We start from the raw sequence: 12,127 nt of genomic DNA on the forward strand, positions 1-12,127 counted from the left end.
GAGGAATCTTCAACGCTGGAGGTACATTGGACGTGAGCAACGCTACCATTATGAACAACGTAGCCGATGGAGCCGCAGGTTCTGGAGGTGGAATCCTGAATGATGAAGGTGTATTGACAGTTTCAGCAACTACAATTTCAAACAACACATCGGTGAGAGCTGGTGGTGGTATTGAGGACAACAGTATAGCTGGGAATATGTTATTGTTAGATAGTGTAGATTTTGTTGATAACATGACATCTGCAAGCCCAGGAAATGGTGGTGGATTGCATATTACAGGTGAAGGTGACGCTTCTATTACAGGAGGATCTGCAACTGGAAATATAGCTGCTGCCGAAGGTGGAGCACTGTGGAACAGTGTAGGAATAATGACCATTGATGGTATGACCATAGACGGAAACGAAGCACAAGGAGCCGACCCAGACAATGGTGGTGGAGGTGTCTTTAATAACGGAGGTACATTGACCATTACAAACAGCACGACAATTACCAATAACCTTGCAACTGGAGCCAGTGGTTCTGGTGGTGGATTATTGAGTGTTGATGGTGACGTATCGGTTACCGATATCACGTTTGATGGCAACGCTGCCAACAGAGCAGGTGGAGCTATTGAGATTATCGATGGAACCCTATCAATTGTCACGAGTCTGTTAACCAATAACGATGTTAATGGTACGGCTGGTGCAGCGAACCCTGGAAATGGTGGCGCATTGCACGTAACAGGAAACGCAGCAACGGTAGATATTGAGGAGAGCACCATAGATAGTAACAGTGCCGCAAGTGAAGGTGGAGGATTGTGGAACCAAGATGGTGCTACAATGAATGTACTTACATCTACAGTGTCTAGAAACAGTGCCAATGAAGGTGGTGGTGTTTATAACAATACTGGTGCGATCACAATGATTATGAGAAGTACTATTTCAAGTAATGATGCTGCTGCAAACGGTGGTGGAATTACCAACGATGGTGCAAGTTTAGACTTAAATGCCGTAACCGTTGGTGCAAATACCGCTGGAGGAACTGGTGGAGGAATACAAAGTAATACTTCAACTAGTTTGAAGAATACATTGGTTGCCTTGAACACTGCTAGCTCTGGAACTGATGTAAGTGGTACGTTTACTTCTAACGATTATAATTTAATTGGTACCGACGACGAAGGCGCGTTCCCAGAACAAGCCAACGATATCGAAGAAGTAGATCCTATGTTAGGACCATTACAGAACAACGGTGGTACTACTGAAACTCACGAGTTGTTGGTTGGATCGCAAGCATACAATAGCGGTGACCCAGCAGATTTGTTCGACGATCAAATTGGTCAAAGTGTATTCGAAGGAATCCGTGATATTGGAGCTTTTGAAGCACAAGACATATTACTTGACGTTGAAGAGATCTCTAACAACGGTAGTGGTGTAGTTGTGTATCCTAACCCATCGTATGGTGAGGCAACGATAGCAATCCCACAAACCTTTGGAACCGACATACGTGTAACTGTTATAGAACTTGGTTCTGGAAAAATCGTGAAGGACTTTACGGCCAGTACTGGAAACAACCAAGTACAATTTAACGGTATGGCAAGTGGAGTTTATATTATTCAGGTTGTTTCAGATGGTGCAACATCAACCCACAGATTGATTTTAGCCAAGTAATTCATCTTGAATATTTGAATAGCTGGAGGCCCCTTCGAAAGAAGGGGCTTTCATTTTTTAGAGAGATCAATATCACCATTAACTATATTGTGCTAGATACTTATTGTTTTCAAAGCAAACTGAAAAAGCACTTTGTCATTCCTAACGAGGCACGAGGAGGAACCTCACGGTAATAAATTCTTTAGGTCTTTATCTTTTCAGCAAATAAACATAGCCAATAGAGAACTCTGTAAAATCTGCTTGGCCCAGATTAGCGTTTATCGATGCCCCAGCATATATATTGTGGCTAGGATTGTTCTCATTACCAAAAAGGTAATAGCGTAATCCCAAGCGGGTAGCTATTGCCTTTTTCAATTTATACTTTGAATTGTATTCACCAAGCATCCAGTTTTCAGGGATATCACGAGGGGTATTGTCCCATCCTTGGTTAATGCGCCAATCTATATCATACGCGGGTTTGTGTATGTTTGCTCCAACCATAAATGTCAATCCTATATGGTTCAATAATAGTTCTCCTTCAGCAAAAAGTGTAATGTTTGAGGCAGACCACGTGGGGTTGTCCTTAAGATTTTCAAATTCGCGCCCCTCTTGCACCAAAGACTCATTTTCAACTATATAGTCGTAGTAATGCTGGTAATACCTATAACTAACCCCAACCCCGTACTTAAATGTATTGTTGATTTGCTTTCCTGCTGAAATCGCTACGGTATAAACAGGTTTCTTGTCATTATAAACTAGTGACAGGGTATTAATGCCGTAACCCACCCTTGGTGAAAGATAGTAGAAAGAACTCCTCTCGAATTGTTGGCCTGTGGTTGGTGTTGCAGTAGATTTTTTTGAAGTTGATATAACACCGGAAACACTTCCCACTAGAGAGTTATAACCGTTGTTGGGTAAACGGGTATGTCCGTTGGAGTGGTGCAAATAGCCACCCCCTAATCGCCAGTCTATTCCCTTTGTTTCAAATATTTTATACTGAAACAATAGCCTAAAGGTCCACGTAAGATGGGTAGAGACCGCTTGGTTCAACATATTATCGGTTTCTGAAAATGTTTTATTGAAATACGAAGCTCCAAGTCCCACATTCATCGTGAAATTTCTTCGCTCTCTCCCCAAAATGTTGAACTCCACATTGGGGAGCAACGTATAGGCTTGACCCAGGAATTCAGTATTTCCATAATCTACAACGCCTAGCGCAATGCCTGTTTTGGGAAAACCTAGACGGTATGCCCATTGCTGTGAGTTATAGCGTTGGTCTTTCCCAAAATTTACATAAAGCCCAATTGTAGAGGAGCTCTCGGGGAAATCGGTATTACTTTCCGCGGTAATTCCCGCTAAGATTTCAGGGGTGATAAAGGTTCCTTTTCCTTTAGGAACTGTTTCAGTTTGTGCCATTGCTTGAAATGCGACACACAATAAAAGTAGGAGTATAGGTTGTTTCATTGTTGCCGCAAGAAACAATTTCTTCATCAATTTTGAAAATTTAAAGGTACATTCGTATTTCAAAAAATACTATTTTGAAACTTTTGGACACCCTTTTCGCTGAAATGGCCTCGCTTGCCTGGGGCTTACCGTTGCTTGTTTTGTTGATAGGTGGCGGGCTGTATCTCTTGACACGTAGTGGTTTTATTCCTTTTCGGTACTTGGGTCACGCCATAAATGTATTGAGGGGAAAATACGATACCGAAGCCGATGCTGGCGAAATAAGCCATTTTCAAGCGTTGACCACTGCACTTTCAGCTACGGTAGGGATGGGAAACATCTCTGGAGTTGCTGTGGCCATTGCCATTGGAGGTCCTGGTGCCGTATTTTGGATGTGGGTGAGCGCCGTGATTGGTATGTCCACAAAATTTTTTACCGCTAGCTTGTCTGTAATGTATCGTGGAAAGGATTCGCAAGGAAACATACAAGGCGGGCCAATGTATTTTATAACCGAAGGCTTGGGGAAGTCATGGAAACTGTTGGCGGCATTCTTCAGTATTGCAGGATTGGTGGGCGCACTACCGGTATTTAACGTAAACCAATTGACGCAAGCCATAAACGATTTGCTCTTAAAACCAGCCGATTTATATGCAGGAACCACCACCAATCTGGGAATTGGGCTTGTATTGGCAACCATTACTGCAATCGTGGTATTGGGTGGTTTGTCCCGTATAAGCAAGACCACTTCCAGATTGGTGCCAGCGATGGTGTTGCTCTATTTTGTCATGGTACTCTTAATCCTTGCAACTAACTATTCCGAAGTTCCCAAATACTTAAAATTGATTGTTACCGATGCTTTTTCAGCTTCCTTTTTTAGCGGTGATAGTTTTTTGGGAGGAGTAGTGGGAGGGCTCATCCTTTTAGGGATTCGTAGAGGCGCTTTTAGCAACGAGGCCGGTATTGGAACTGCCCCAATGGCACATGGAGCGGCAAAAACAAACGAGCCTATACGTGAAGGACTTGTGGCTATGTTGGGCCCGGCAATAGATACGCTGGTGGTTTGTACACTCACCGCTCTGGCTATATTGGTGACAGGGGTTTGGCAATCCAGCGATGCAAATGGGGTGTCCTTAACTGCTGAAGCATTTACGGTCACCTTACCCATTTATGGAAAGTATGCACTTTTGCTCTGTATTGCTGTTTTTAGTATTTCTTCGTTGTTTTCCTATTCGTATTACGGAACCAAGTGCATGGGGTTCCTGTTTGGTGCCGAAAACAAAAAGGTGTACAATATTTTTTATATAGCCAGTATTATCTTGGGAGCCACAACCTCTTTGAGTATGATGATAAATTTGATAGATACATTTTTTGCCCTCATGGCCATCCCAACCATGTTCACCACGATTGTCTTGGCTCCTAAGGTGCTAAAAGAAGCAAAGCGTTATTTTTCAACATTGAAGAAGCCGGATTAATGTGTAGCTTTCTGTAAAAGGGAATCTAAACTTTTACTGAATATTTCTGCCCCGTCTGGATTTAAATGACTTTGGTTCCAATAATCCCGTACGGTATAATGTATCGTATCGGTTTCCTTAGAAAGCAGTGTAGTATTTTGATAGTTTTGTAGCGCCAATGTTACGATACTGTCGCGTCTTTCCAAAATTTCTGGCACCCGTTGTGGGAGGTACGTTTTGTACATAGGTGCTTTAGAAAGTATTACATTGAGATTTTTGGACTCTAAATAATCCAGCATTTCGAAGAACAGGCGGGTATTGTTTTTAAAAATCTCAAGATTTGGCTCCTTATTGATCTTAAAACGCTTTAACGTATTGATTTTTGTTTCATCATACCCAAGATCTCTAAACAACCCTTCATAACCATTGGTGTTATAGCCAAACTTATTAAACCTGTGTTCACTGGCATTGTCAACGTAGTGGCTTATCAATTTTTCTGAAAAGAACTTAGGGAAGGAGAGGTAGATGAGTTTGTCCTTAAAGTACGTGGTCCTCTCAAAATTGTTCAATCCGTAATATTTCAGAAATACTGAATTCTTCCAAAAATCTTTTCCGTTGTGGGGTAATTCAAAGTGGCTATACGATGTTTCCAACACGACGGTATGTAGCTGGGGGAGTTTTGGGTATAGTTGTTTCAGCAACTTAAAATCTGTATCGTGGTGCTGATTGCCCGATGCAAGATTAATGGTGGGTTGTGAGATATGCTCAGGGTTTATTCCGGTCATCATTTGCGAAGAACCCAGAACCAATACTTCTATATTTTTGGCATTTTCTTCCAGATAGGAGGCCTTCACTTTATAACTTAGCGGTAGTTGTAGGGTAAGGTATTCCACAACAGCATATCCCATGATAACAGGGGCAAAGAACAAGAGCAGGTATAGTACAAATTTACGTTGCATCAAAACTGAAAATATATGAACGCCTCCTTAGGTTCGGCATAGCGTATGATAAAGAAAATAAGGGTATAATATACAACCCAACGAAGGGCTCGCGGCACTTTTTCTTGAAATCTTTCCAGCGGAAATGTTTTGGATTGTGTTAAAACTTCAGCAACGATAAGAATGGCCAAATACCATAGCTTTATTCCTATCAATGATGAAAGTACCGTAAAGTCGGCAAAGCTGAATATCCGTTTTATGATGTACCACGCTTGGGAGATACTCTCAGCTCTAAAAAATATACTGGATAGAGATGTAATTGTAAAAAAGTACACCAATGTTACAAGCAAGGGCATTTTGGGCAATACCTTCGCCAGCGTTTTTCCTCTGCCAAATAGAGGAACACGCTCCACTGCTAGCACAACACCATTAAAAAGCCCGAATACCAAAAACGTCCAATTGGCACCGTGCCAGAAACCCACCAAGGCCATAGTGAGCAATAGCCCAGTGATCCTTACTGAAATGGTGATTCTTTTAAAACTTTTTACAAAGGGGATGTATACATAGTCCGTAAACCATTTGGTGAGCGTTATGTGCCAGCGTTGCCAAAACTGTGTGATAGATTTAGCGAGGTAGGGTATGTTAAAATTATTGTGTAGCCTAAAACCGAACAATTTTGCTGTTCCCACCGCTATATCGGTATAGCCAGAAAAATCGCAGTATACCTGAAACGAAAACAGCGCTGCCGCAAAGGCGAGGGTGAGTGCGCCGTAATTTTCGGGATTCTCAAAGGCGAGGGTCACGGCCAGTCCCAATTTATCTGCCACCAATACTTTTTTAAAGAGTCCCCACAAAATTTGCCGCAACCCTTCCTTGGATTGCTCAATATCAAACGTTCTACTTTTTTTGAACTGCGGAAGTAAAAACTTGGCACGCTCTATTGGGCCCGCCACAAGCTGCGGGAAGAAACTTACAAAGCATAAGAACCCGAGCAGGTTTTTAGTGGGCGAAATCTTTTCCTTGTACACATCTATAGTATAGCTCATCGTTTGGAAGGTGTAGAAGCTAAGCCCAAGGGGAATGATCACGTTCCAGATGGAAATGGTGGTAGAAACACCTTCCGAAGAGAATAATTGATGGAAACCATCTAGGAAAAAATTAAAGTATTTAAAGGTAAAAAGTATTCCAAGATTCCAAACAATGCTACCCGCCAGATATAGCTTGCGTACAGTAGGGTTGTTGGTCCTTGCTAATAACTGCCCAGCCGTATAATCTATAATAGAGCTAGCAAAGAGCAATCCCAAGAACCGCCAGTCCCAAAGCCCATAAAAGGTGTAGCTGGCCAACAGGATAAGGATGTTCTGGGCTTGACGTCTACGGCCTCCCAATACCCAGTAGAGCGTATATACGATAACAAGGAAGAAACCAAAATCGAACGAGTTGAACAGCACCGCGCGGAAATTTAAGTTCCAAATATAAAGAAAGGCCGCCTATTGGCAGCCTTTCGGTTAAAAGTTATTGAGAAATAAATTAATTTCCTATTACTATAAAATCATCAAAAGCAATGTCTTCATCACCTGAATCTAACCCTACATTTACTCTTATCCATAATTCTGTAGAAGCTGTTGGATTTGTAGTACCGTTAATTGGAAAACTAGCAGAGTAATTTGCCATATTATCAGTTATAATCGCACCATCGCCAACTCCGTCTAAATCAGTATCTATTTGAGGAGCTGCGTTAAAAGTACTTCCATCATTTCTTATAGAGAAGAAGGTAGTGTATGTTGTGCCATCAAAACTATATTGAACGTCTACAAAATCAGCGTTGTCCCAATCCTCGGCAGCGTCTGAAGCATCATCCTCAGCAAAGAAGGCTGAAAAGTTAATGTTTGTAAGACCAGTTATGTTCAGGTTGCTCCAGGTTAAGTTTGCTGGAGATTGCCCGTTTCCGGCAACACCATCTGTATCTTGAGCAGCAAAGAATTGGCTTCCTTGTACATTGTTTATTGTTGCCGAAATATCTGTACCGTTGGTGATTCTGAAATAATCATCGTTCTCACCAGATAAATCATCAAAGGAGGCAACATAACTAACAGTTGCATCTTCGAAATCTTCATTAATCAATGTAACATCAGTTATAGGACAATTACCAGCGATGTCTGTAATGAAATTACCTTCCAAAGTACCATAGCTTATAGATTCCCATTCCCAAGTTCCTTGTAGGGTGGAACAATCATCGGGACCAGAAACTTCATTGTTGAATGTGTGTGTGCCCAACCAAGTTACAGGATTTCCATTAGAAAGAAAGCCAGTAGTTGTTGTGGTTCCATCGCCACTTTCAATTGTACATACGGTCGTGTCTCCGTTAGCCATACAATTACTTTGTACTCCAATCCCATCGGTTGTTGTACTGTTTATTGTGCTCTGTGTGGTTATGGTACTGTTTCCATCTGCGGTAACAAACATCATGTTGAATGTTTGGGTTCCTCCCTGTCCTACAACGGGGTGACCGTTACAGGTTGTACAGTCCCATGTTCCAGATCTTGGATTTACGGGAGCTCTTTGGGTGTGCTTTGCCAAGAGCATATCACCTTCGGCATTTTTAAAGGTTACGTTGGTCACCGTTGGGTTAGAACCATCTTCGTTTACACTGAAGGAAAAAGTAAAATCATCCGAAACAAACTCAAGGTTCGATAAGGCTCTTCCTCCAACTGGATTTGATTCAGCTTGGGAAAAATAAACCTCTCCAGTATGAAGTGTTAACTTTACAGTTGGTACTCTATAAGCAGAAATGCTGTATGAGCTAGAATTTGATGAAGGTACCCAAAGCTCAAAAGTACCTCTGTACTCTGCATTGTTAGTGGTAAAGATACCTTTGTAAGTACCAAAAACCGATTTTTCTTCTTGGGCTAATTCAACTGTTAAATCTTGTGATGTTGTAGTTAAAACTTCAGAATCCTTACTACAAGAAAATAAAGCAAGTGTTCCTAATACGGTCAGTAAAATTTTTTTCATAATATTTTTTTATTTAGCTACAAATCTAAAGGGATTGCAGTGTTTACGGTAATTTTTAAGATTAAATTTCTGTTAATTAATAGAGGGAAAGGTGCAGTTAATCGAAAATTACCTCATACTGTTTTATCATTTGTAATAACACTGTCTCAGTAGGCGAGAAGTGGGGTTTTGTGTCAATGATAGTATCGTGGTTTAATTTCTTGAGGTAAAACTCAATCGTACCATCTTCATACTTTTCGGGTAAGATAGGGTGCACGTAGTAACTACGACAAACCGATCTTGTATTGCCAAGTCCTTCAGCTGCTTTGTCGTATGCTTCCAATATATTTTTTTTGATGTCTTTCTTGGTCTTTGGCATCCCAGCTTCGTACAGGTATTCAAAAAACAGTTTACTTGCGGCCCAGGTCCTAAAATCCTTAGCCGAAAAGAGATCGCCACTCAATTCGTGTATGTAATCGTTTACCATACCACTATCTATGCTGTGGTGCTTGCCATCCTCATCATAATACTGGAAAAGCTCCCAGCCGGGAATTTCCTCACACTGTAAAACAAGTTTTTTTAATCGTTTGTTGTTAACTGAGACTTCATGCTTTTTTCCTTTCTTTCCCACAAATTCGAACTTTATGCTTTTCCCCGAACTGTCCAAGTGCTTTGTGCGCATGGTAGAGAGCCCGTACGATTTGTTTTTTTTGGCATAATACTCGTTCCCTATTCGAATGTGCGTTTCTTCCATAAGTTTTAGCACGAGTGCCAAACATTTACGTTTGGTCATTTTTTTTAAGGAGAGATCTTTTTCAATTTGAGCCCTTATTTTTGGGAGTACATTGCCAAAGGCTGTCATTTTAAAGAATTTGGTCTTATTTTTTATTTCGGACCAACTGGGGTGGTAGCGGTATTGCTTTCTGTTTTTTTCGTCACGCCCCACAACCTGTAAATGGCCATTGTTAAGATGGGTAATGCGTACTTTTGTCCAAGCAGGAGGGATAACCAGGCTCTTAAACCGTTCAATGGATTTTTTATCTACAATTTTCTCACCGTTTTTTGTGTAATAAAAACCCCGACCGTGCTTGTGCCGCTTTATGGTGAGTTTATTGTCGGTTACGTAAATAAGGTTAGCAAGCTTCGCCGCTTCTACGGGATCCTTTAAAATTTTAGTGACTTGGGGTGACTTTATAACCATTGCATAAAATTACTTGCAGCAAAAGTTAAAAGCTCTTAATGGCTCGCTAATTTATTCTGAAAACTTAATCGAAATAACTAAAGGTTTCACCATCCTTAATACTAAGCAGTGTTTCGTAGATAAGCTTTATCACGTTTTCAACATCGTCCCTATGGACCATTTCTACAGTAGTATGCATATATCGCAACGGTAGGGATATAAGTGCACTGGCCACGCCGCTGCCGCTATAGGCAAAAGCATCGGTATCTGTTCCGGTGGCTCTGGAGAGCGCTGCACGTTGAAAAGGGATGTCTTTCTTCTCTGCGGTTTCAGTAATTAAGTCCCGTAGTTTCTGTTGCACTGCAGGTGCATAGGCTATCACGGGACCATCGCCAATTTTTGCATGCCCCTGTTTTTTTTGTTCAATCATTGGAGTAGTGGTGTCGTGTGTAACATCGGTCACTATCGCAACATTGGGCTGTATGCGTTCAGCGATCATTTGTGCCCCACGAAGGCCAATTTCCTCCTGTACCGAGTTGGTTATATAGAGTCCAAAGGGTAATTTCTTTTTCTTTTCCTTCAGCAACCGGGCCACTTCAGCAATCATAAAACCACCCATACGGTTGTCCAGTGCACGACAAACAAATTTGTCTTCATTCAATATATGGAAGGTATCCGGATACGTTATAACACAACCCACGTGTATCCCCATTTTCTCCACCTCCTCTTTGTCTTTGGCACCAACGTCTATAAATATATTATTGGGTTTGGGAGCCTCTTCTTTAGATTTGTTTCGGGTGTGTATCGCGGGCCAACCAAAGACACCTTTCTTTATTCCATCTTTTGTATGTATGTTCACTATTTTCGAGGGCGCTATCTGGTGATCGCTGCCACCATTGCGTATTACATAAAGCAAGCCATTGTCGCTTATATAATTTACATACCAGGATATTTCATCAGCGTGCCCCTCGATGACCACCTTGTATTTTGCCTTAGGATTGATTACCGCAACAGCGGTTCCGTAAGTGTCGGTAATAAATTCATCTACATAAGGCTTCAAATATTCCATCCAAATCTTTTGTCCATCCCATTCATAGCCAGTGGGGGAGGCGTTGTTAAGATAGTTCTCTAAAAATGTAAGGGACTTTTTGTTTAGGATGGATTTTGCCATAATTGAGCTATAACTAGATTTTGTGATTTGAATTCCAAAATTAAGTATTTATATATAAGTATGCCCATACAATTTTTTAATTTTGGAACAGTTTTGGTTTAAGTAGCAGAAAAAAGAACTTTTGAAACATTTCCTATACATACTACCGGTTTTTCTCCTTGGCATAACTTGTTACGGACAAACACTTGAAGAAATAAAAGAAGGTAAGGACTCACTTACCACATTCTATTATATCATTGAAGGCGACACCATCCCCCGCGAGTTTATCGATCTTGAAGAAGTGGTCCTGCTCAATAAGCTAGAGTTCAACTCCAAAGAGGATCGCCGTAGGTATTTAATCCTCCGTCGAAAGACCCGTAAGGTGTATCCCTATGCAAAACTGGCTTCAGAGCGTCTCACCACAATGACAGAACGTTTAAGGACCGTAGAGAGAAAAAGTGATAGAAGACGATACACCAAGCGCATACAGAGATATATAGAAGACGAGTTTTCCGAAAAACTAAAAAAACTCACCCGTACCGAAGGACAGATACTCGTTAAGCTCATCCACCGCCAGACAGGACGTACCGCTTTCGAGCTGGTTAAGGAGCTACGTACCGGGTGGCGAGCATTCTGGTACAACACTACTGCAAATCTTTTCGATATTTCCATTAAAGAAGAGTATAGGCCCTTTGAGAATAAAGAGGATTATCTTATCGAAGATATTTTAGAGCGCTCGTTCCAGTCCAACAAACTGGAACGGCAAGAACCAGCCTTCGAGATAGATTATCTAGACCTTACCGCACATTGGAACCAGCAATCCAAGCAAGCGAACTAGATTCTCCTTCTTTTGGGCGTGCCGCACCTTTGTATTTACAAACAACACCCTTTACAAAATTATATTCTATATCCACATGTAGGCTATTTTTCCCTACAAAGGCGGCCGCGTTATCCGCTATATCTTTTTGCGCAATACCGCTGGCACAAAAAGGATGTCGCTACTACCGCTCACGCAAATTGAACTGAGGATATATTAGGTTATATATAAAGGTAATGTGCCCTATGGATCTTGGCTGAAAAAAAGTTTCGAGGCTAAATCCAATACCCACAGCGTGTTGTGGTCCGGGGGGTATTTTTCTTTGAAAAAACATTGCAAAATGTTTGCTTGTTATGTTGGGGCGGTCGTATATTTGCACCCGCTTTGAAGGAGAGATCTGGATAGCGGATAGTCGGATAGGCAACGTTCAGGATTTTTTTTTGGAATATTTTTTTAAAACTGCTTGCAGGTTTGGAAAATGGTTGTATATTTGCACCCGCAAAACGGATGAGTGACTCAGAAACACGGG

At 41.4% G+C, this 12,127-nt stretch carries 9 protein-coding genes; 3 read left to right on the forward strand and 6 right to left on the reverse strand.

Going from position 1 to position 12,127, the window contains the following annotated elements; all coding sequences use genetic code 11:
- Nucleotides 1-1,646 (forward strand): choice-of-anchor Q domain-containing protein (locus C8D94_RS15305; RefSeq protein WP_170134747.1); only part of this gene is annotated, 1,646 nt, incomplete at its 5' end.
- A gap of 189 nt (nt 1,647-1,835) precedes the next feature.
- Here C8D94_RS15305 and C8D94_RS08960 read toward each other — a convergent pair.
- On the reverse strand, nt 1,836-3,152 hold the full coding sequence (locus tag C8D94_RS08960; RefSeq protein WP_245946245.1) for an acyloxyacyl hydrolase: 1,317 nt from the start codon (nt 3,150-3,152) through the stop codon (nt 1,836-1,838).
- 41 nt (nt 3,153-3,193) lie between these two features.
- On the opposite strand from C8D94_RS08960, the gene C8D94_RS08965 reads away from it, so the two are divergent.
- Nucleotides 3,194-4,540: an alanine/glycine:cation symporter family protein gene (locus C8D94_RS08965; protein ID WP_394340213.1), complete on the forward strand. Its 1,347-nt coding sequence runs from the start codon at nt 3,194-3,196 to the stop codon at nt 4,538-4,540.
- On the opposite strand, the gene C8D94_RS08970 is transcribed toward C8D94_RS08965, so the two are convergent.
- From C8D94_RS08970 to C8D94_RS08990, 5 genes are all read right to left on the reverse strand, one after another.
- Entirely contained in the window at nt 4,537-5,478 is a 942-nt protein-coding gene (locus tag C8D94_RS08970) for a hypothetical protein (RefSeq protein ID WP_115123577.1), read from the reverse strand. The genes C8D94_RS08965 and C8D94_RS08970 overlap by 4 nt on opposite strands.
- Complete coding sequence (locus C8D94_RS08975) at nt 5,478-6,908, reverse strand: MBOAT family O-acyltransferase (protein ID WP_115123578.1); 1,431 nt, start codon at nt 6,906-6,908, stop codon at nt 5,478-5,480. Before C8D94_RS08975 ends, C8D94_RS08970 begins: the two co-directional genes overlap by 1 nt.
- Before the next feature lie 79 nt (nt 6,909-6,987).
- Nucleotides 6,988-8,472, reverse strand: coding sequence for a hypothetical protein (locus C8D94_RS08980; protein WP_115123579.1), 1,485 nt, complete (start codon nt 8,470-8,472; stop codon nt 6,988-6,990).
- A gap of 97 nt (nt 8,473-8,569) precedes the next feature.
- Nucleotides 8,570-9,652, reverse strand: coding sequence for a DNA topoisomerase IB (locus C8D94_RS08985; RefSeq protein ID WP_115123580.1), 1,083 nt, complete (start codon nt 9,650-9,652; stop codon nt 8,570-8,572).
- 64 nt (nt 9,653-9,716) lie between these two features.
- On the reverse strand, nt 9,717-10,802 hold the full coding sequence (locus C8D94_RS08990; protein WP_115123581.1) for a M42 family metallopeptidase: 1,086 nt from the start codon (nt 10,800-10,802) through the stop codon (nt 9,717-9,719).
- 121 nt (nt 10,803-10,923) lie between these two features.
- Between C8D94_RS08990 and C8D94_RS08995 the strand changes: the two genes are divergently transcribed.
- Nucleotides 10,924-11,619, forward strand: a complete 696-nt coding sequence (locus C8D94_RS08995; RefSeq protein ID WP_394340211.1) for a DUF4294 domain-containing protein — start codon at nt 10,924-10,926, stop codon at nt 11,617-11,619.
- Nucleotides 11,620-12,127: the final 508 nt, after the last annotated feature.

It is taken from the genome of Marinirhabdus gelatinilytica, from assembly GCF_003353425.1.
GTDB classification, from domain to species: Bacteria; Bacteroidota; Bacteroidia; order Flavobacteriales; family Flavobacteriaceae; genus Marinirhabdus; species Marinirhabdus gelatinilytica.

Coding starts and splice junctions, on each gene's coding strand:
- C8D94_RS08980 (WP_115123579.1), bottom strand. CDS start 8,472: ATGAAAAAAATTTTACTGACCGTATTAGGAACACTTGCTTTATTTTCT.
- C8D94_RS08985 (WP_115123580.1), bottom strand. CDS start 9,652: ATGGTTATAAAGTCACCCCAAGTCACTAAAATTTTAAAGGATCCCGTA.
- C8D94_RS08990 (WP_115123581.1), bottom strand. CDS start 10,802: ATGGCAAAATCCATCCTAAACAAAAAGTCCCTTACATTTTTAGAGAAC.
- C8D94_RS08970 (WP_115123577.1), bottom strand. CDS start 5,478: ATGCAACGTAAATTTGTACTATACCTGCTCTTGTTCTTTGCCCCTGTT.
- C8D94_RS08965 (WP_394340213.1), top strand. CDS start 3,194: ATGGCCTCGCTTGCCTGGGGCTTACCGTTGCTTGTTTTGTTGATAGGT.